This is a genomic window from Candidatus Defluviibacterium haderslevense (genome assembly GCA_016712225.1).
Classification (GTDB): Bacteria; Bacteroidota; Bacteroidia; order Chitinophagales; family Saprospiraceae; genus Vicinibacter; species Vicinibacter haderslevensis.
In genome coordinates this window covers 3,713,352-3,735,102 of the sequence record JADJRL010000003.1, presented here as the reverse complement: position 1 = coordinate 3,735,102, position 21,751 = coordinate 3,713,352, and the positions used below count along the sequence as shown (strand labels likewise).

Sequence of the window (21,751 nt, the reverse complement as noted above, 5' to 3'; positions counted from 1 at the left end):
ATCCTACAAATATCATAATAATTGGTAATATCTTCTGAGATTAATAATTTGTTTACATTTGATTTTCATTAATCAATCAATATCTACAAAATGGATAATGTTAATAAACCGGAACTAAGTTTTTGGCAAATTTGGAATATGAGTTTTGGATTTCTAGGAATTCAATTCGGTTGGGGACTTCAGATGGCAAATATGAGTTCCATATATCGATACCTAGGCGCTTCAGGGGATCAGATACCATTGCTTTGGCTGGCAGCACCAATGACTGGATTGCTAGTGCAACCCATCATTGGCTATATGTCAGACCATACCTGGAATAGATTTGGAAGAAGAAAACCCTATTTTTTAGTTGGAGCCATTTTATCAAGTTTAGCTTTACTTGCAATGCCCAATTGTTCTGCATTATGGATGGCTGCTGGGTTATTATGGATTTTAGATGCATCGATAAACATAAGCATGGAACCGTTCAGAGCCTTCGTCTCAGATATGTTGCCTAAAAAACAACAAGCTGCAGGATTCACCATGCAAAGTTTTTTCATTGGTTTAGGCGCTGTTATAGCATCCTCCATGCCTTGGATTTTTACTCATGTTATGGGTTTAACCGACACCAATGACCAAGCTATTCCTGAGACCGTTAGATATTCTTTTTATATCGGGGCATTAGTTTTTATTGGGGCCATACTTTATACCATTTTAACAACCAAGGAATATCCACCAATAGAATCTTCAATTCAAAGCCCAGAAAAAAAATCTGCCTTACAAAAAACCATAGATGGATTTATTGATATTATAAATAATATTAAGACCATGCCTTCAGTCATGTCTAAAATTGCGTTGGTTCAATTTTTTTCATGGATGGGTTTATTTCTCATGTGGTTCTATTTTGGAGACGCTGTGGCAACTCATGTATTTGGGGCACAAAGTCCTCAAGATCCATTATATAAAGAAGGTGCTGCTTGGGGTGGACTTATGTTTGGATTCTATTCATTAATAACTTTTTTATTTGCCTTTATATTGAACCAATTGGCAAAGAAAATTTCAAATTCAAAAGCTCACATGATTTGTTTGTTAGCAGGAGGCATTGGATTAATGTCTGTGCTTTTTATTCAAAATAAATATGGCTTGCTTATTACTATGACGGGAGTAGGTATAGCATGGACCAGTATATTATCAATGCCATATGCGATTTTTGCACCACATTTACCGAATAATAAAATTGGTGTATACATGGGTATTTTTAATTTCTTTATTGTCATTCCTGAAATCATTGCTGCTCTTGGTTTCGGTTGGTTTATGAAACATGTTCTAGATTCCAATAGTCTTTATGCTGTTGTTTTAGGCGGAGCTTTTATGTGCGTTGCTGCATTACTTTGCTTGAGAATAAAGGCTGAATAGTATACAAATTACAAAAAAAAAGCGAACCCATTTTAGGTTCGCTTTTTTATTAATTCTTTAATAATTTATTACTCATTAATTTACACTACCTGTATTAGCTTTAAAGTCCAAAGTAATGGTATGACTTCCAGCAGTCACATTTACTCTAGTTTGATCATTACCAGTTCCTCTATATTCTATCTTTCCATTAAGAACCATAAATTCAGATTGCCACCAGTCACATTTCAATGTTGAAGCTGCAACATGAAATCTTAAATCACCAGCTAATAAAGCTTTAGTAAGGCTCACTGAAGATGCATCTGAATTGAATTTATTTTCTGCTTTAGCAGGGTCATATCCTCCAAAACAATCACCAATTCCATAGACAGCGGCAGGAACCACTTCAATAGTTTCATCCTTTAGATTGACCACAACTAAATAAAAGCCAGCTGCAGCAGGAACATCTACGTTATCACTACCTTTTGCAAAAACACCATTGGTGGCGGAACCTGTTTTACCAAAATCGCCTTTCCATTCTCTGCCAGGAGCAAATTTGAATGCACCAGTTCCTTCCGTTTTAACAATTTTCCAAAATAATTCTGGGTGACTATGCACAGGCACCATTGGCAAATCGATTGTTGCCCAATCCCAACCACCTACTCCATCACCAATCATATACAGTTTTTCAGGATACTGAGCTAAAGTAGGTCCTTCACCAGTTTTTTCTTGAGTAGCTGTAAATCCTTTACCTACTTCATATGTTAATGTGAATTTGTAAATAGCATATACGGTATTAGAAATATTATCTCCACCTGCAACTAATGCATTAACAGCACCACCTAAATTAGTATTTACAGAAACTCCTTTTTTATTAAATCCAACATCTGTGGTTTTGTCAAAGAAAATTTTCCAACCATTAGAATATCTAAACTTCCAGTCATTTTTTAACATCAACACATCACTTACTTCAAAAACCATTTTGTTCAAATTAAATGCAGCAATCATAGGTGTATTAGTAGACCAACCTCCAGGAGTAGCACCTCCAATCACACCATACTTCACTCTAGCAATGGCAACTTTTTTAAGAACTAAGTCGACAATAACATGATACAATCCATCTTCCGGCACAACGAAAGGAGCTGTTGTCTCCACAAGATTACCTTTCCATAATCCTTCTTTTGGTTCATCGACATCTAAATTAGCAGAATCGACTTTTGCAAAATCTGTTCCAGCGCCATAAGTTGTTTTGGTTGCACCAGAAACTTGCACAATATTAAATCCGCCTGAGCCAGCTTTTACGGGAATGTAAAGTTCTAAAAGCGATTCACGTGGCACAGCAACTTCCGCGTTAAGCACTTCATTTCGTGTTTTCACCATCAATGCAGCAGTTTTAAAATCAGTAAAGCCGGTAGCGGGTCCCTTTACATAAATACCATCTTCTGTAGTTGGTGTAACAGTTCCATCATCATCTTTATCACAACTTATTGTAAAGAGAGAGGTCATAATTAAAGCAATGAACAATAATGTTCTAAATTTTGATTCTAAGAAAAACAATTTCATCATTTAAAAATTTTATAGTTATGAATAATTTTATAAACCTAAATTAGGATTAGCATCAATGGCCCATTGTGGAATTGGAAATGTACTTTGATCTGTTGAACTCGCTTTTTTCTCCCACCACGGATCGTTGAATTTCTTAAATCGAATTAAATCTTGTCTTCTATGTCCCTCGCAAAACATTTCTCTTCCGCGTTCTGCTAGTATCATAGTCAAATTAGTTCCAGACCAAGATGAAACACCTGACCTAACACGTACCATATTGACAAATTGATCCCCATTAAGTCCTTGACGTATTCTCGCTTCTGCTTTCATTAATAAAATGTCAGCATATCTAAATAATGGAAAATCATTATTTAAATTTTCATCAGTGCCTGGTTCAATTTCATATTTACCCACGCGCGCTCCTGACATTCTAATTTCATCTAATTTATAAGATGCATCCATTACAAGAGCAGGAATTCTGGGTTTTATAATGAGATTAGAACCTGCCGTCAAATCTACTAGAATCTGACCTCCGGAGGTATATTGTTGTCCTACTATAAATCCCTTCTTTCGCAGATCATCATCCGTAAATGTATTATAATGTTGTTCTGTTACTGCACAACCATTCCATGGACCTACAAGCATATCAAACGTCTGATTGCTTAAATAATGTAAGGTCCTCATATGCAATCGAAAGCCTTTCAAACTTTTTGAATCAAAAGGAATGGTAAAAATATTTTCAATTGAATTTTCATTCTTTGCTATAAACGGTAATAATGGTTTTGATTCCAAATTATAAACTCCCAATTGGATGATACTGTCACAATAATTCTCTGCTAAATTCCATTGAGGTTTACCTGTATATATCTCTGCATTCAAATATAATTTTGCTAATATAGAATAAGCCAAACCTTTTGAAACAGCATACTTTTTGGTACTTACTGCCAGATACGGTACGCTTTCCTTAAGATCAGCAATTAGATTATTATAAATGGTTTCTCGTGGTGTTTTTTTGGGTTGAGATTCTGCCGTGTAAAAAGAAGTGACGTAAGGAACATTTCCATAATTATCAATCAATAAATAATAATAAAACGCTCTTAGAGTTTTTAACTTCGCAATATTAATTTTTGCAGCTTCAACTGTGGCAAAAGGTAATAATTCATCTATTGCTTTGTTGGCTTCAAATACGCCATCATACATATGCGCCCACATTGAATTTACCGCATCAACATTATTATTCCAGTCATGTTGATACAATACACGCCATTTACCACCATCTTCCCAATCGGTTAACCTTACTGGAAAAACCAACTCGTCACTTGTAACTTCTTGGGCTAAAAACCACCATCCCGCATCATCAATTAAATCAGCCAACTCCTTATATGTAGGAATAATATTTAATGCTGCCTGAGCTTCGTTTTCAGGAAATTCACTCTCAGGAATTTTATCAAATATTTTTTCATCCAATTTTGTGCAAGACAAAAGAAAAAATATGGATAAACAAAAGAATATTTTTTTCATAAACATTTTATTTCAAAAATAACACTGATATAAATTTTTTAAAAAGTAGCATTTAATCCCAAAGTAATACTTCTAGTTTTAGGATAAACATCATATTGATCTCTTCCAAATTCTACACCACCATAACTCAACTCCGGATCAAGTCCTTTATATCGGGTAAGTGTTAATAAATTGGAACCCGCAACATAAATCCTGAATCCTTTGAGATATTTGGATTTACTTAATCCAAAATTATAACCCACAGTTACATTATCTATTTTAAGAAAAGTCCCGTCCTCCAAATAATAATCACTTAGTATAGGGGAACTTGTCAACCCTCTATCATATTCATCTAAAGCTTCTTCTAAAACATTCAAAGTAGGCAAATCAGAAGGATTACTAAATACCAATCTCGTAACATTTAATACATCAAATCCAACTACTGCACGCATAGCAATACTTGCATCTAAATGCGCTCCGAATTTTAAATAGTTTGACCAACCTAAACTAAAATCAGGCTGAGCATGGCCTACTTCACGTCTTTCCGCCTTAGACACATCACGTGTTACACCTCCAGCCTTAGTATAAAATAAAAATTTTCCATCATCCGAAAGTCCTGCATATTCAGGTAGAAAGAATGTACCAATTTCAAATCCCGGTCGAATGACTTGTGAATAATTTTCTCCGCCTACTAATCCGCGACCTGAAACATAAAGTGTTTTAATTTCATCCAAATCATACTTGTCGTTTGCTAATTTTTTGGTCTTTTGATTGTTTTTTGAAAAAGTAAACGTTGTTTTCCAATCCAATTTTTTTCGATCTATCACAATACCAAAAAGTGAAACTTCTACCCCATTATTTGTTATTTGACCTGCGTTGGCATAAATGAACCTATTTTTATTTGGAGGCACTGGTAATTCATAATTGTATATTAAATCAGATGTGGTCTTTCGATAATATTCCAATGAACCTGAAAGTCTGTTTTTCAAAATTCCAAAATCTAAGCCAATATTAAACTCTGCATTTTCCTCCCATTTTAAGTCAGGATTGGCATTAACACCACCATTATTTTGAAATGATATCACTTTATTACCTGATTCAGGGTCTATCGCCGTACCTGCCGGGATATAAAATATAGCGTCTACATTTGTAGGAATATTCTGATTTCCTGCAATACCGTATCCAATTCTTAATTTCAAGTCATCAAAAAAGTGCACAGAATTCATAAAGGATTCCCCCATAATATTCCAAGCTATTGATGCAGATGGAAACCATCCCCATTCATTATTTTTTCCAAATTTAGACGATCCATCTCGACGCATTGTCGCTGTTAAATAATACTTTTTATTGAAATCATAAACGAGTCTTCCAAAAAATGAGGCTTGTAAAAATTCATTTTTATAAGACCCAATACTTCCAGGTTCTAAATTAATTAATGCTCCTAAATTATATGATTTAAGATAATCAGAAAGTGCTTCTTTCCCTTGTGCAAAAAAACCATCATAAGAATCTTTTTGATAGGAATGTCCACCTAGGATATTGAAACTATGTTTGTTTCTATAATTCAAGTCATAATTCAAGGTCGTTTCAATCAACTGGCTACTTCCATTATTATATGTCCTTTTTGCAAAACCTTTAGTGGTATTTGAAGCTGCATAACTTGGTTCGAAATAAAAACTTGTAGAGTCATTCCTAGTATATGCACCATTAACTCCTAAAACCAAATGATCTAAAAGTTTTAATCTAACATTCAAATTACCAAAAAATCGTTTTGCATCCCGTTCATTTTGAGTCTCATTAATGATTGCCACAGGATTAAAATATTGAAATGAACGATCTGTTTCAAAGTAAGTTCCATCTGCATTATAAATTGGATCTGTAGGACTTCTTCTGAAAGCTTGATACAGTACATTTGTGGGAGAAATTCCATTACCATAATTTACAAAATCACTATGCTCTATTGCGCCACCAATTCCAGCAAAAACGGTAAGTCTATCTTTCAATCCGCTCTGAGTAAATTGCAAACGACCAATTGTTCTCTGTTTACCTGATCCATCCAAAACACCTTTGATATTTAAATTTGACAATGAAGCTCTGTAACTAGAATGATGATCTGAACCAGAAAAAGCTAATGAATGGTCTTGGGTAAATCCCGTACGAAATATGGCATCTTGCCAGTCAATATTCGCTCCATTATCAATATAGGTTTTACCCGTTTTTGTTGCAAAATCTCTCATTTGACCGCTGTTCAGGAAATTAAGTTTTTTAGATACCTGATCATATGCATATTGGCCACTATACTCTACTTTATGAACCTTCTCATCACTTTTAGATAATCCACTGTTTTTTGTTTTGATTATAATGACTCCATTTGAACCCCTTGAACCATAAATAGCTGTCGATGAAGCATCTTTTAATACATTGTAAGATTCGATATCATTACTTGCGATGGTTGTAGGGTCAACACCAGGCACTCCATCAATAACATACAATGGACCAGTCCCTGAAGTCAGTCCAGCTGCACCCCGAATGTTTACAGTAAAGCCTGAATTAGGATCACCTCCTTGTTTTGAAATGGTAACACCAGCTACTTTTCCCTGAAGTCCTTGAATGGGGTCGCTAAGACCACCAATATTCAACTCATTTGAATTGACAGACATTACCGCGCCTGTTTTATCTGATTTTTTCTGTGAACCGTACCCAATTAATATTACCTCATCCAACAATTTCCCAGGAATTAAATGAATACTAAAAAAGCTTTGACTAACAACTGGCATTTGTATGGTTTCATATCCAGTATATGAAAATAGTATTTCATCTGATTCATTTGTAGACTGAATCGTAAAATTTCCTTCGAAATCTGTTACGACAACTGCATTGGATTTAACCAACTTAACGATTGTTCCAACTAATGCTTCTTGCGTTTTTGAATCCATCACTTTCCCGCTCAGCAATTTCTGCGAGTGAATGGTAGAAAAACTAAGAAATATTAAAAATAAAAAGGATAAGATGGTAGGTCTTTGATTCATCTGGCAGCACATTAAAATCAACAATAAAATAATATAAAAGTAACAAAATTTTAACAAATAACAAGGCAAAAGGTTAGCCTCAACGAAATTAAATATTCTCGATGATTATAATTTACATTTCAATAATTACAACTAATTGAATATCAATTTTTTAGAAATAACTTTATCATTCTCCAATAAGATTTTAATAAAATATATTCCTCTTGGATATCCATGATTTATTAGTATTCTGTGATCAATAATTTCATTGCGGTCTTTAGAACACAATATTCGACCTTGAACATCATATAAAAATACTTTTATTATCGGAGTAATGGTATTTATATAGATAAAATCTTCTACCGGGTTAGGGAATATACCAATTTGATCAATATTCGGATGTGGTTCTATCGAAATAAAACTTCTATTATCAATATAATATTTAAATTGACCTGGATTAAATTTCACTTGAATATTGGTATCAGAAATGTTCAAACTGTCTCCAGTAACAAGATCATACCAAGTCCCAAGGTGTTGAAAATTACCAGATGCGGTAGTTGTATTAACATCAAAGTTTCCTATCAAATTAACGTTCAATGAATCAGACGTAAATTGTAATCGTTTAAGTAATCCTTCCCCAATTTGAGTAGTAAATTTTGCTTTAGTCACTATTTGACTCTTACTTTTAAATTGATTAATGAGTTGGATTAATTTATAAATAGCAAGTCGATTTTCTATAGTTGTATATTCCCACATGATAGGCTTTGGATCTAGGCGACAATTTGTATTGACTGATCCATTGGTACAAGTATTAATCGAAAAGTCATAGCCCAGTTCACCAAATTGCCAGACCATTTTTGGACCTGGTATGGAAAAATAAAATGCATTGACTAACAATTGCCGATTGAGTGCTGTATTCAATTCTTTAATTTGGTATTGCCCTGAGCCATTTCCATATTGCAAATTTTTATACATCAATCGTTCCTCATCATGACTTTCCATATATGAAACCAAATGGTTTTTACTCCATCCCCTACTAGTGTGAAGACTTGAACTTAAATCATTTTGGTCATAACCCATTGTTACTTGATTAAAAACATAATTCGCATTACCCCATAACAACATACCATATTCTGCTAATTCTTTTTCTTCCTGGTTTGCAGCAAAATGTTCAAGTATCACATAAGCTTTGGAATCTATAAACCAAATCCAATCCGCATAATTTTTTAATATACTAATTCTTGATGCATCATATTGCCCCCAAAGATCTACATTTGAACCTGAATTTTTTTGAGTAAACCCCTTAGATAAATCAAATCTAAATCCATCGATTTTAAATTCTTCCATCCAATATTTCAATACTTGCTTTACAAAGTTTTGAGTATAAATACTTTCATGATTAAAATCATACCCAACATTATAAGGGTGCTTAGCTATCGAATTTAAATAAGGACTATTTTGAGTTGGTGTATTATTGCTTTTATCCCAGTACATTGTTGCTAATGGACTTTGACCAAAGGCATGATTAAATACCACATCTAATACAACAGTAATCCCAAGACTATGTGCTGAATCAATCATTGTTTTAAAAGATTGTTTGGAACCATAGTATTTATCCAAAGCCATATGAAATGAAGGATTATATCCCCATGATTGATTTCCTTCAAATTCATTAACCGGCATTAATTCTATTGCATTTACACCTAATTCCTTTAAATATAATAATCGTTCTGTGATCGCATTAAAGGTATGCTTTTGATCAAAATCCCGAATTAATAACTCATATACAAAAAGCTGGTCATTTGCAGGACGTTTAATATCATTATGAGTCCAATTAAAATCCGATGAAGTAGAATTTAATACACTTACAAAACCTGTAGTTTTTCCATATGGATATTTGGGAATGCTAGGATAAATTGTTGAATCAATTCCTGAATCATTATTAGGGTCTAAGACTAAAGTACTTAAAGGATCTGCAATGCGAATATGACCATCAATTAGATATTGAATCATATGATCAAATCCAGGTTTTACTGGCAAAATATCTATCCAATACAAGTCTCCTTTAATGTTTCGCTTCATTAAATATTTCTGATCCATTAAAAAATTAATAAAATCTCCCAGAACAAAAACACTATTTTTATACGGCGCAACTAAGGCAAGTCTTATTGAATTTTCAGTTAAAAAAGTAATACCTGGTTGTGTTCCGATAGGAGGATCTTCAATTGGAGTATTGACATCAACAATAAATCGAAATCGATGAATTCTACTTTCAGTTCCACTGATACATTCTATTCTAATATCGTACTGTCCATTTGACTGTGCAGTAATATCGAAGTTTAGTTTATTAATGTTTGAACTGTCGACTAATAAAATATCGTTTTGAAATATTTTAATTTCCGCATTCTTGGAACATGCTATTTGAATTGGAATTAAATCATTTTTCTGAACCAATAAAAATGGAACATCAGGATTAATTAATATACTTTCAAATCCTGAATCGACTTTTGACAAGTCGTAATAAATATCTGCTCCACTTGCATCTCTACCAACAATGCTTCCACTTACATTACGAAAAACAAAAGCCAGTTTATTGACTTTTTCTCCATCCGGGATTTTATAAAATGACTTTATGTGCAATCTAATTTGATAGCGGTTATTTCCCAGTGACTGCATCAGAAGCCTTGGGTCATTTGTTGCCCAAGCACCTTGTACGAACTTCCAATCCGTTCCACTTACACTTTGATCGGCAATAAGACCTGTGTGTACATACACCGGACCATTAAAGTTTTTCAATGCTGCGTTTCCCTGACTTGCATCAAATAGTATTACTACCGTATCATTTACAGTTGGAAAAACAGGATCAACTAATATAACTTGACTGTTTCCTAAAAAAGGTACGAATATGCAGGCAAGAACTAATGCAATAAAATTGCAAATTAACTTATGTTTACTTAAACAGTTTACAAAAATCAATTGGATTTTTATCCCAATCTTGTTTAGCCCCATTTCATTAAATAAAGTATAACAGTCCATTTATTTAAGACCTAATAAAAATCCTATGGTGAAATTTGCATCCCAATCAAATACGAAATTTTTACAAGATGTTTCATCATATATAGCCTTATAAATATTCAATCCAGCTTTTTGTTTTTCTCCTGTAGATTTATAATCTAATGGCGCTTTTAAAACAGTGTATCTTTCTTTTCCATTTCTGCTTTGTTTGGCTAATTCAAACGGGATACCACCCATAATGAAACAAGTGCCTCTATTATTTCCTGACACCTTGCCTACTGTTTTTCTTACATCATCATATACTTGCTGATCAGAAATAGACTTCTGAAAATATTTGGCTCCATGAGATTCAAGAGCTTGAATGGCACTTCCAGTTTTCCACGAAATTTTAGTATTTCCAGAGCCTATATCAACCATGAAAGAATTTTGTTCAAAAGACGGAGGCATAATGCAATTTAATCCGTAAGTGCCCTCTTGTTGAGGCGTAACTTCATTTACATAATAATTTAAAGCTTTGAGTCCATTAGATATTTTAACGACGCTAGGTTCTGATTTAGCACCAGAACTCACCACAAAATGAATATCTTTTCCTGGCACACCAAAATCCAACATTCCTCTTATATAATTTTTAAGTCCTGTCCTTATATCATCGTCTGTTGCCATATTTTCATAAACTAAACTAGATCCAAACTCAGCTTTTTCCAATTTCCAATTTTTCTGTTGATCAACCCGTATAATAAAAGAATTGAAACCTGAGGCACCCAATTCAACAACTCCTTTTAGTTTTCCATTCATAGGTTCAGCAGGAACATAGCTAAAAGTACTGGCAGCATTAGATAAAGGAACGTTAGAAGCATTTGGATCTGATGAAGTGGTAGCTCCACCTTTATTTTCATTCATTTGTTCACCACCAACTTGACCTTCAGCAGGTGTTGTATTTTCAGTAGGCTCTACCTTATTCCCAAATTTTTCTTCGAGCTGAGGCTTGCATTGTCGATATCCAAAAAACAAAGCAGCCAAAATAAACATCACAATTAAGAATCTAGAAAAAGCTGTTAATTTCATATATAAAGATTTTAATAATAAGTTAAAATATAAAGGAATTAATTAATCTGTAAAAATAGATTTTTTTTTAATAGTAAGTGGTTAAAACTTGGATTCAATGACTGTGCTAGGCATAAATTTATAATATGAATACTATATTTATTATATGATCATTTATAAGCATATATTAAAACAATAGTTCCCTGAACTTGTTTTAAGGTCAAAATCTAGACATGAGAGTCATTACGATATTAAGTTGTTTTTTACTCAATTATTATGCAACGGCTCAATTTGGCAAAATCCAAGGGTATGTGTTAAATAGTACTGATAATGAGGCTATTCCATTTGCAAATGTACAAATTCAAGGTACAGAAATAGGTACAATGACCAATGAACTTGGTTATTTTGAAATAAATAATTTACAATCGACTATTTATAACATTAAAATCTGGGCTTTGGGGTATAATGAAATGATTCTATCAGAGATCCAGGTCACCAATAACAAGCCGGTTAAACTTAATATCCAATTAACGGAGTCCATATTAAATTTACAAGAAATTCTTATCCAATCTAATGCTTTTCAAAAATCAGAAGAAAGCCCTCTTTCACTTAGAGTAATTAGTGTAACTGAGATTAATAGAAATCCAGGATCCAATAGAGATATTTCAAAAGTGGTACAATCACTCCCTGGAGTTACAAGCACAGCGGCATTTAGGAATGATCTGATCATTCGTGGTGGAGCGCCAAATGAAAATCGTTTTTACCTGGATGATGTGGAGGTACCCAATATAAACCATTTTGCAACCCAAGGCTCCTCAGGTGGTCCTGTGGGCATGATCAATGTTGCTTTTATCCGTGAAGTAGAATTTCTAAGTAGTGCCTTTCCTGCTAACAGAGGAAATGCGCTATCATCTGTTTTTGATTTTAAACAAAGAGATGGTCGTGATGACCGTATGGGATTTTCTGGAACTTTGGGAGCAAGCGACATTGGTTTAAGTTTAGAAGGTCCCATAGGCAAGAAAACAACTTACCTCATTTCTGCAAGAAGATCCTATTTACAATTTTTATTTAAAGTTTTAGAATTACCATTTTTACCCATTTACAATGATTTTCAAATAAAATTAAAACATAAATTCAATAAAAAAAATGAAATAACTTTCATTGGCCTAGGAGCTTATGATGATTTTGAACTCAATGAAGAAGCCAACCAAACTGAAAGTCAACAATACATCCTTAATTATCTACCCATAAGCAAACAATGGAATTATACCAATGGCATTGTTTATAAACATTACAATAAAAATGGATACTATACCTTTGTCATAAGTAGAAATATGCTCAACAATCATGCTCAAAAATTTCAAAACAATGATGAGTCGAAATTAGAAAATAAAATACTGGATTACACTTCTCAGGAGATTGAAAATAAATTAAGGATAGAAAAAACACAAAGAAATGGAACCCATAAAATTACTTATGGTTTTACTGCTGAACAAATCAAATACAATAATCAAACGTACAACAGAATATATTCATCTCAACAAGTCGTTGAATTAAATTATGATTCAAAAATAGTATTTTACAAATATGGAATATTTGGGCAATACAGTAAAAAATCACTACACGAAAAATTAACTTCTTCTATTGGTTTAAGATTTGATGGTAATTCATATAGTAAAGAAATGTCTAACCCATTCACACAAATTTCACCTCGAATATCATTCTCTTACCAAATCAAAAAAAATATAGATCTCAATGCAAATACTGGAATATACTACCAACTTCCTCCATATACAATACTTGGTTACAAAGACAACAATGCAATATTTGTAAATCGTCAAAATGGAATTAAATACATCAGAGCCAATCATTATGTTCTGGGATTGGCATATAGGCCTTCTTCAAAGTCACAATTAACAGTTGAAGGATTTCTAAAGCAATATCATAATTATCCCATACTGTTAAAGGATAGTATAACACTAGCAAATCTCGGTGGTGATTTTGGTATCATTGGAAATGAACCGGCCTCACCTTTTGCTAAAGGAAAAAGTTATGGATTGGAATTAATGTATCAACAAAAATTAATCAAAGGATTTTATGGAATCATGTCTCTTACTTTTGCCATGAGTCAATTTGAAGATAAAAATCATTCATACATTCCTTCGGCATGGGACAGCCGCTCGATATTTAATATGACTGCTGGAAAAAGATTTAGGAGAAATTGGGAAATAGGTATTAATTGGAGATTCCAATCCGGACTCCCCTATACGCCCAATTTGACTGAATCTAATTTAAAGCTAGCGTGGGACATTAATGGAAAGGCATTGTTAGATTATAATCAAATCAATTCATTAAGAAACCAAGCTATAAATCAAATAGATTTCCGCGTTGATAAAAAATGGTTTTTCAAACAATGGAATTTAAATTTATATTTGGATGTAGAAAATGTAACCGGAAGTTCCATCTCTAGCAAAACACTTATTTTAGATCGACCTTTAGACAATAACAATCAACCTATAGGTGGCCCAATCATTGAAAACCCAAATGATCCCTTATCAGAACAAAGATACAAAGTAAAAGAAATCAAAGACAATATTGGAGTTAGATTACCAAGCATTGGTATCACTATTGAATTCTAATAAATTATCATACCTTTGTTGAAATATTTTTAGCAAAAAAATCCTAATGAAGTACCGAAACATTTTATATAATAATTACTACTCAACTCAAGCCGGACAATTAACCACCAAATCTATCCAATTAAAATTTGAAGAAGAAACCAAAGTTTTTATTGCAGAAATAATTCCCATAATAAACAAAAATAAATCCATCAAAATATTAGACTTAGGCTGTGGTACGGGCTCATTTATAAAGGCACTTAAAATAAGTGGTTACGAACGAATAGAAGGTATTGATATTTCAAGTGAGCAAGTATCTATTGCAAATCAAATGGGCTTAACAGAGGTAAAAATCGGTGACATCGTAGCCTTTTTAAAACTTTCAAAATCAAAATATGATTTAATTTCTTGCATGGATATTATTGAGCACTTTACAAAAGATGAATTGGTAGAACTTCTTGATTTAATAAAACTAAATTTAAATGATACTGGAACAATCATTGCCAGAACACCTAATATGGATGCTCCTTATGCTAGTCTATATGCGAATGGTGATTTTACCCATGAGAATTATTTGAATACCCAATCAGCTGTTCAATTATTTAAAAGCATCGGATATCATAACATAAAAATTTATCCAAGTTATATTCTTGTCAATGGTTTCCTGAAAGAATTTATTAGAAAAATAATATGGAGTATAATAAAACTAAAAATCAAAATAATGATATTTTCTACAGGGCGCTCATCAAAACATATGTCATTGACTCCAAATTTAATTATAGTTGCTCAGAACTAATTTCTAGATTGGTTCTATTGATATTCTTAATATCATAACTGATTATTATACTAATCAAAATCCAAAATATAACTGCTGCCTTATCTGTATCCAAATAATTATTCATAAAGCCATGTACAAAATAGGTAATCAATCCACATCCTGCTGTTGAAATAATGATTTTGGATGACTTTTCATGAGCTAATAGATAAACCTTAAAGAGGTAATAAAAAACCATTATAAACATCATTAAAAATATCAACAAACCAATAACGCCTGTTTCTGCAAGGGGCCCTAAATACTCACTATGAGCATTACCTACATCCCCAAAATTAGTACTTATTTCAGTATAATTGGCACTAAGCTGGAATGGAGCATAATTAAACATATAGGTCCCAGGCCCCCATCCAAAAAAAGGTTTTTCTTGCCACATATCGATAGCACATGACCATCTATTAATTCGTTCCAAATTGGAAGCATCTGAGCTAATATTTGTTATCGATTCTACATTTTCAACTAGATCATCTGAACTAGCAACTTTATTTTGACCTAAACTATCAAGAATGGAACTAAGATTAAAAAGTCCAATTACTATGAGTCCTACTATGATACCAAACAAAGTAGAAAACCTAAATTTGAATTTTAATAATAAATACAATAAAACGGCAGGTACAACACTAACCCAAGCAGCTCTTGAATAGGTAAATATTAAACAAATGATTAAAATCACAGAAATAATGATAAAAACATTCTTACGAATTACATCTAAATTAAAATAACTTCTTAAACCAAAAGAAATGGGTATAGCTAAGGCTAAAATAGCACCTAAGATAGCATGATCCTTAAAAAAGGGTTGCATAGTCCATTGAGATGGTTTATCTTCAAAATTGAATCCAGCTAAATGAATAATATTATAAAGTGCAACAATGGCTATTCCACAAATAAATAAAGTAAGAAACGAAACAATGTTTTGTTCTTTTTTGAAATAAAAATGTGCTAAAAAATACGATGGTACGATAAACCAAATTTTCGCAATGACAAACTTAAGTGAAACGATCATGTCAACACTCGTAATCGTAGTTATCATCAACCAAAAAATATAAAAATAAATAAGAATCGAAAAAGGATGTGTAAATATTTTAGTATTAATGTTTTTTTCAGACACTAAATAATATACAAATATTAATACCAACAAAAACAACATGGGTTCTGTTGGAATTGATAAACTAAGATGACCTAAATCGACATCATTAGGATTAATGGACAAAGGCACTAGAAAAGCCAAACTATAAAAGACTACGTCAGGCTTAAATAAAAACACTATTGAAGCAAATAAAATAATAGGAAATAAAAAGAAATAGTAGACATCAAAATAAACTAGCCCAACAGATAAGCATGTAAAAAAAATACAAATCCAAAAGACTATTCTATTCTTTTTATCAAATAGCAATTCTATCACAAGTCAAGTTGTTTTTTTATTTCTGGCATTTTTTCTTTCAATATTAACATGCTGATTGAAAGAAACATGGCTGAAATTAAACTTACCAAAACCAATAACCATCTCACCGGAAAATACTTTCGTTCTGCGGGAACAGCAGCATCAACAATAAACTTCTGAGAAAACTGTGTTTCTGCATCTGCCCTAGCCTGAGTAAGGAATTTATTAATCAGCATGAGCGTACCATCTTCATTGTCAAAATTGCGTTCCGTACGGTCAAAATCCTCACCAAATCTTATATTAGCATCAACTAATTGTTTCAAGTGTACTCTTTCGCTGGGACTAGATTGTGCATATGCTTGAATTAAGTACCCTCTTTGAAATTGACTCATGACGCCTTTGATAGAAAAGGTATCCATTAATTTTTTTAAAGAGTCAATAACCAAATTTTGTTTTCTTTGACTAAGCTCCAAATTATTGATTAAATCATTTGCCCTATTTTTTACAACTTCATACTTAATAGTATCGAAATATGCGGTGATCGAATTAGCAATATCTGCAGCCATTTTAGGGTCCCTATCTACTACTGTAATATCTATGGAATTAAATTTATTTCGTTTGATAGAAACATTGGAAGAATACATTTTCAAAACAAAGGTTCTAGCCTGAGCATCCTTTTTATCAAACTTGTAATGTTTGTAAAGATCATGTTTCTCTATAACCCGATCACTCAATCGATCAGAATTCAATATTTCAATAGCTTGCTCTGCTTCACCTGTTTCTCCAAAATCCGCAATTGTACCTCTACGTAATGCAGTCTCATTAACCGGAGCCTGCGATAATTTTACCGGGAAGATTGTAGTTTTTGATTTGTAATACTCGGGAATAATATAAGAAACCAATGAAGCACTAATAATAGTCCCTATAGCTATAAGACTCAACAACTTACGATTTATCCAAGTAATCTTAATCAATTCATTAAAACGAAGTAACTCCATTGTTCTATTTATAGATGATAAATATTGAAACGCTCTTTGACCAGCTTTATTCTGTATAGTTCGAAAAAACGCTGCAAAGCTAAAAAATATTTCATACTTGAACTAATGAGCAGGAATTGCCAACAAAATAAGGACTTTTAATTCTTTTGGAGGTCATTAAATAGCTGCTCTAATTCAGGATAGTGCTGATATGTATGACTTGGCTTAATGTTAGCTTCAATGATCTGAATACGCTCCTCAGTCAATGGATGAGTGCTAAAAAAAGAGGATTGAAGTTGATTATCTGTATGTGTACTTTTCAAAATATTGAATAGATCCAGTAGTCCTTGAGGATTAATATTTCTCTCTAGCATTAGCCTTAATCCTTCTTGATCGGACTCTAATTCAAATGACCTGGAATAACTCAGGTTCTTAATATTATTAGCCTGTTCTACAAAAATTGCAGCTATTCCAGTTAAATCACCAAATATCAATGAGATCATAAGATAAGAAGAAACGGTCTGATAGATCGTTTTTAAACTATGTTGCTTTTCGATGTGAGCTAATTCATGGCCTAGTAATCCAACCAATTCTTGATATGAACACATGCGATCCAAAATTCCCTTATAAACAACGATATGCCCACCTGGCATAGCGAATGCATTAATGATTGAGTCATTCACAACGTACAATTTGATGGGATAGACTGAAGAAATATTTAAGGAATCAAAGAATTGATTTAAAATAATGGATTTATTTACATCTTCCTGTTCATTTGCTAAGAATTGCTGTATAGCGCTGTCTCCCATTTTAATTTCCCATTCCTTAGGTGTTCGATTGGCTGCCCATTGGTTCAATGAAGGTAATGCGTAAAAATAACTGAACCCCAGCAGAAGAACAAAACCTATTAATATCGAAAAGATACCCAACAAAGAAGTATTACTTTTTAAATTAGATTTTTGATTAAATAGCGATGATGCTGAGACCTTAGACCTTATGCATTCAATATCTTCACTTTGATTACACTCCAGATATTCAAATGGATCTTTATTTCCATATCGAAGAATTAAATGATCCTCTTTATACGTAGCTAATTGAACTTTTGAAACATCCCAAATAATTGCCTCAAAGGTATCAGGATGTAAAAATGAAATTTGATGATCCTGAATATTAAGATTAATGATTCGAGGTGAAGGTTTTATTCCAAAATAATATTTTGCACTAACTGTAACCGGATTTCCATTCATGACTTCAGAACTATTTAGAAATGAATATTTTTATTCATTATGGGGCTTTTTGGTTCGAGTTATTGTTTGAACTACTTTAGCTTTTTTCTTTTTTTCAATATTTTCCTGCTTTCTAAGATCAATGTATTTTTGAATTAATTTCTCTTCTTCTAGGGGTTGTTTAACTATAGTCCGGTAAAAAGATCTAATTAATAAATCAATCATATCATCAGTGTAAGTAACTCCTTTTGTCCTATAATAATGACTCAACCTACTACCTTCATCAAAGCCCCAATTAATCTGCATCCACCTGCCTAAACTAAAATGCAATTTACTGGCTATGGTATCTTCTTTGGTCGTTTTGATTTTTTCTCTTGCTACAGAGTCTGATAGTCTTAATAGCTCATTCATCGCATCATTGGTGTTCATTGGTATATAAACATCAGCAATTCGGGTCTTTTGAATTCTTTCATTATAGATCTTGCGTTGAAGTGCAGTATCTGTAGCCTGAGACCACAAATTTTTACAACTGAATAGGAGTAACAAAACAATAATACCTCTTACCATGTTTTTTTATTGTTGAACGAATGACTATACGAATCTATTATTTGATCATGAAAGAACCCAAATCCTTCCCTTTTGTTGAAATCTGCTTAATATATGGGTTAATTCTTGCATTCTTGTTTGTATTTAATGATTATGTTGCTTTTTTTCTAAGTGTTTTGATCATATTAGTTAATTTCTCCATAATAGTTATTAGTTGGATTGCAGAAAAACTGGATCGATCTAAAATTCCTTCCTGGTACTTTCCGCTATTATGGACTTTGATCATGATCTCCATCGTCAGCTTGGTAGTTTTTGGAAGTATATATGGATTTCATTTTGACTGGATGAAATAAATATATTAATATTTAAAAATTTTACACTTATTTAGGCAGACTCCCCGTGGGGATAAATTTCAAAGAAACTGAATTCATGCAATACCTCAGACCCGTGGGCGCCGGACCATCATCAAATACATGGCCTAAATGACCTTTGCACCGACTACAAACAATTTCTTTTCTAATCATACCGTATGTATCATCCACGATTTCTGAAACTAAGTCATTTCGTATAGGTTTAAAAAAACTTGGCCAGCCGGTTCCAGATTCAAATTTTGTAGCTGAGCTGAACAGAGGTAATTGACAAGCGTTACATAGATATATACCTGTCTGATGATTATCCCAAAGCTTACCCGTAAAAGACCTTTCCGTACCTTTTTCACGCATAACGTAATAACTTTCTTCAGATAATTTTTTTCGCCATTCTTCATCTGTCAACGTGATGGGTTCAATATGTTGTGGAATTACAATTGTAGTGTCAATATTGGCATCGTCCTTTACCGATTTCTGAACGGACGATTTCTGACAAGAACAAGAACATCCACTTAAAAATAATCCCACAATGTAAAGCAAATAATTAATCCTCATTTTGTAATTTTTTATCTTGTTTTATAGCTAGTGAAACAATTTTTTTAATTAATCCAAGAACGGTCATAAAAATTAAATATACGATTGAAAATACAACCAATATCCATGAATACGTTTTGGCATCAAAAACAGATACTTTGGTAATCCATTGGCTTAATAAACAAGTTGCCACTACTAATACAATATAACTGTATATGGAGTTCCTAAAGTATGTGGTGATATTTTCATTGTTAAAACCAAAAATACAATTAAATAATATATAGAATAGCATCATTGCCGTACCGACCAACCAAATATCCATTGGATCAAATGCATACCACCTAAGCAAGTGACCAAAATACAATCCAAAAAAAATGACCAGTATCAATCCAAACACAATAGCAGCCTGCACCATTGGTGTCACTTCTCGTTGATAAATGGATGTTTTACTCATTTAATTCAAACTACTTCTCCAATTAAATCAAAATGTGTTGAGTCGCGAATAATCACATCAACAAAATCCCCTATTCTAACGTATTGCTTTGCGGAAATCAATACTTCATTGTCGACTTCCGGACTATCTCCTTCTGTTCGTCCAATAAAATATTCTCCTTCAACCCGATCTATGATTATTTTATACTTTTTACCTCGTTTTTTTTCATTTAATTCATAAGAAATGTCTTCCTGAATTTGCATTAATCGTTGAGCCCGATATTCCTTAAGTTCTGCAGATACTGAATCTACAAGATCATGTGCTGATGTATCCTCTTCATGGGAATATTGAAAAACACCTAAACGATCAAACTTGTGTTCTTTAATAAACTCACATAACTCTTCGAAATCCTCTTCTGTTTCACCCGGAAAACCTACCAACATGGTAGTTCTCAAACTTATATCAGGGATGATTTGTCGGATGGATTGTATTAATTCAACAGTTTCTTTTTTATTTATTTGGCGCTTCATTGCTAATAACATCCGATCAGTAGCATGTTGAAGTGGGATATCTAAATAATTACACACCTTAGATTGTTTGTTCATGGTATGAATAACATCTAGTGGAAATTTAGAGGGATAAGAATAATGCAAACGAATCCATTCAATCCCCTCTACTTCACAAAGTTGGTCCAACAATTCTGACAAAGCCCTTCTTTTATACAAATCTAAACCATAATATGTTAATTCCTGAGCTATAAGAATCAGCTCTTTTACTCCGTTTTTAGCAAAGTTCTGAGCTTGTTTAACCAATTGATCTATTTCTACTGAAACATGTTTGCCCCGCATCAAGGGTATGGCACAAAAAGAACAAGTTCTATTACAACCTTCTGAAATTTTCAAATAAGCAAAATGACTAGGGGTACTGGTTAATCTTTCACCGATAAGCTCATACTTATAATCAGCATTTAATCGTGCCAAAAGTGTGGGCATTTCCATAGTTCCAAAATAACCATCAACTTCAGGGATTTCTACTTCCAGGTTGTCTTTGTATCTATGTGACAGACACCCAGTCACCAATAATTTAGAAATCTTTCCTTCTTTCCTCAAAGCTGCATAATGGAGAATTGTATCTATGGATTCTTCCTTAGCCCGATCGATGAATCCACACGTATTTATAATGATAATGTCCGCCAGTTTGCTATGATCCGGATTGTGCTCTACATGATATTCATTGTGATCAAGCTGGGTCATTAATTGTTCTGAATCAACTAGATTTTTGGAACATCCTAATGTAATCAATTGTACTTTTTCCTTTCGGTAATTCTTAGCCTTCAATATAAAAATTATTGTG

16 protein-coding genes are annotated in these 21,751 nt (G+C 32.8%); 4 read left to right on the top strand and 12 right to left on the bottom strand.

Translation table 11 applies throughout. The features are described 5' to 3' along the window. Window positions 1-90: 90 nt before the first annotated feature. The gene (locus IPK88_14610; protein ID MBK8244657.1) at window positions 91-1,395 is read left to right on the top strand and encodes an MFS transporter; all 1,305 of its coding nucleotides are present in this window, start codon (window positions 91-93) and stop codon (window positions 1,393-1,395) included. Between the two features lie 75 nt (window positions 1,396-1,470). Here IPK88_14610 and IPK88_14605 read toward each other — a convergent pair whose 3' ends face one another. The 5 genes from IPK88_14605 to IPK88_14585 all read right to left on the bottom strand — a co-directional run bounded on the left by IPK88_14605 (window position 1,471) and on the right by IPK88_14585 (window position 11,504). Then, window positions 1,471-2,877, bottom strand: a complete 1,407-nt coding sequence (locus IPK88_14605) for a SusF/SusE family outer membrane protein (GenBank protein ID MBK8244656.1) — start codon at window positions 2,875-2,877, stop codon at window positions 1,471-1,473. An 87-nt stretch (window positions 2,878-2,964) separates the two neighbouring features. Further along, window positions 2,965-4,437, bottom strand: a complete 1,473-nt coding sequence (locus tag IPK88_14600; GenBank protein ID MBK8244655.1) for a RagB/SusD family nutrient uptake outer membrane protein — start codon at window positions 4,435-4,437, stop codon at window positions 2,965-2,967. 38 nt (window positions 4,438-4,475) lie between these two features. Then, window positions 4,476-7,445, bottom strand: a complete 2,970-nt coding sequence (locus tag IPK88_14595; GenBank protein MBK8244654.1) for a SusC/RagA family TonB-linked outer membrane protein — start codon at window positions 7,443-7,445, stop codon at window positions 4,476-4,478. Between the two features lie 132 nt (window positions 7,446-7,577). Beyond that, a complete protein-coding gene (locus IPK88_14590; GenBank protein ID MBK8244653.1) occupies window positions 7,578-10,460 on the bottom strand; it encodes a T9SS type A sorting domain-containing protein in 2,883 nt (960 codons plus the stop codon). Next, the gene (locus IPK88_14585; protein MBK8244652.1) at window positions 10,461-11,504 is read right to left on the bottom strand and encodes a hypothetical protein; all 1,044 of its coding nucleotides are present in this window, start codon (window positions 11,502-11,504) and stop codon (window positions 10,461-10,463) included. Between the two features lie 212 nt (window positions 11,505-11,716). Between IPK88_14585 and IPK88_14580 the strand changes: the two genes are divergently transcribed. Then, on the top strand, window positions 11,717-14,122 hold the full coding sequence (locus IPK88_14580) for a TonB-dependent receptor (protein MBK8244651.1): 2,406 nt from the start codon (window positions 11,717-11,719) through the stop codon (window positions 14,120-14,122). Window positions 14,123-14,168: 46 nt separating this feature from the next. Then, window positions 14,169-14,897: a class I SAM-dependent methyltransferase gene (locus tag IPK88_14575; protein ID MBK8244650.1), complete on the top strand. Its 729-nt coding sequence runs from the start codon at window positions 14,169-14,171 to the stop codon at window positions 14,895-14,897. Here the strand turns inward: IPK88_14575 and IPK88_14570 are convergent. From IPK88_14570 to IPK88_14555, 4 genes are all read right to left on the bottom strand, one after another. Then, a complete protein-coding gene (locus IPK88_14570) occupies window positions 14,878-16,335 on the bottom strand; it encodes an O-antigen ligase family protein (GenBank protein MBK8244649.1) in 1,458 nt (485 codons plus the stop codon). The genes IPK88_14575 and IPK88_14570 overlap by 20 nt on opposite strands. Next, a complete protein-coding gene (locus IPK88_14565) occupies window positions 16,332-17,312 on the bottom strand; it encodes a hypothetical protein (protein MBK8244648.1) in 981 nt (326 codons plus the stop codon). The genes IPK88_14570 and IPK88_14565 overlap by 4 nt, the downstream gene beginning before the upstream one ends. Window positions 17,313-17,449: 137 nt before the next feature. Next, window positions 17,450-18,538, bottom strand: coding sequence for a M48 family metallopeptidase (locus tag IPK88_14560; protein ID MBK8244647.1), 1,089 nt, complete (start codon window positions 18,536-18,538; stop codon window positions 17,450-17,452). 30 nt (window positions 18,539-18,568) lie between these two features. Next, window positions 18,569-19,084: a hypothetical protein gene (locus tag IPK88_14555; protein MBK8244646.1), complete on the bottom strand. Its 516-nt coding sequence runs from the start codon at window positions 19,082-19,084 to the stop codon at window positions 18,569-18,571. A 47-nt stretch (window positions 19,085-19,131) separates the two neighbouring features. Between IPK88_14555 and IPK88_14550 the strand changes: the two genes are divergently transcribed. Further along, on the top strand, window positions 19,132-19,416 hold the full coding sequence (locus tag IPK88_14550) for a hypothetical protein (GenBank protein ID MBK8244645.1): 285 nt from the start codon (window positions 19,132-19,134) through the stop codon (window positions 19,414-19,416). Window positions 19,417-19,443: 27 nt separating this feature from the next. Here the strand turns inward: IPK88_14550 and msrB are convergent, their stop codons facing one another. The 3 genes from msrB to rimO are packed head-to-tail and all read right to left on the bottom strand — an operon-like array spanning window position 19,444 to window position 21,735. Then, window positions 19,444-19,986 carry a peptide-methionine (R)-S-oxide reductase MsrB gene (gene msrB / locus IPK88_14545; GenBank protein ID MBK8244644.1) on the bottom strand — a complete coding sequence of 181 codons (543 nt, stop codon included), beginning with the start codon at window positions 19,984-19,986 and terminating at the stop codon, window positions 19,444-19,446. After that, complete coding sequence (locus IPK88_14540; GenBank protein ID MBK8244643.1) at window positions 19,976-20,419, bottom strand: hypothetical protein; 444 nt, start codon at window positions 20,417-20,419, stop codon at window positions 19,976-19,978. The genes msrB and IPK88_14540 overlap by 11 nt, the downstream gene beginning before the upstream one ends. Window positions 20,420-20,424: 5 nt before the next feature. Beyond that, window positions 20,425-21,735, bottom strand: a complete 1,311-nt coding sequence (rimO, locus tag IPK88_14535; GenBank protein MBK8244642.1) for a 30S ribosomal protein S12 methylthiotransferase RimO — start codon at window positions 21,733-21,735, stop codon at window positions 20,425-20,427. Between the last annotated feature and the right edge of the window lie 16 nt (window positions 21,736-21,751).

Coding starts and splice junctions, on each gene's coding strand:
- IPK88_14610 (MBK8244657.1), top strand. CDS start 91: ATGGATAATGTTAATAAACCGGAACTAAGTTTTTGGCAAATTTGGAAT.
- IPK88_14605 (MBK8244656.1), bottom strand. CDS start 2,877: ATGACCTCTCTCTTTACAATAAGTTGTGATAAAGATGATGATGGAACT.
- IPK88_14600 (MBK8244655.1), bottom strand. CDS start 4,437: ATGAAAAAAATATTCTTTTGTTTATCCATATTTTTTCTTTTGTCTTGC.
- IPK88_14595 (MBK8244654.1), bottom strand. CDS start 7,445: ATGAATCAAAGACCTACCATCTTATCCTTTTTATTTTTAATATTTCTT.
- IPK88_14590 (MBK8244653.1), bottom strand. CDS start 10,460: ATGGACTGTTATACTTTATTTAATGAAATGGGGCTAAACAAGATTGGG.
- IPK88_14585 (MBK8244652.1), bottom strand. CDS start 11,504: ATGAAATTAACAGCTTTTTCTAGATTCTTAATTGTGATGTTTATTTTG.
- IPK88_14580 (MBK8244651.1), top strand. CDS start 11,717: ATGAGAGTCATTACGATATTAAGTTGTTTTTTACTCAATTATTATGCA.
- IPK88_14575 (MBK8244650.1), top strand. CDS start 14,169: ATGAAGTACCGAAACATTTTATATAATAATTACTACTCAACTCAAGCC.
- IPK88_14565 (MBK8244648.1), bottom strand. CDS start 17,312: ATGGAGTTACTTCGTTTTAATGAATTGATTAAGATTACTTGGATAAAT.
- IPK88_14560 (MBK8244647.1), bottom strand. CDS start 18,538: ATGAATGGAAATCCGGTTACAGTTAGTGCAAAATATTATTTTGGAATA.
- IPK88_14555 (MBK8244646.1), bottom strand. CDS start 19,084: ATGGTAAGAGGTATTATTGTTTTGTTACTCCTATTCAGTTGTAAAAAT.
- IPK88_14550 (MBK8244645.1), top strand. CDS start 19,132: ATGAAAGAACCCAAATCCTTCCCTTTTGTTGAAATCTGCTTAATATAT.
- msrB (MBK8244644.1), bottom strand. CDS start 19,986: ATGAGGATTAATTATTTGCTTTACATTGTGGGATTATTTTTAAGTGGA.
- IPK88_14540 (MBK8244643.1), bottom strand. CDS start 20,419: ATGAGTAAAACATCCATTTATCAACGAGAAGTGACACCAATGGTGCAG.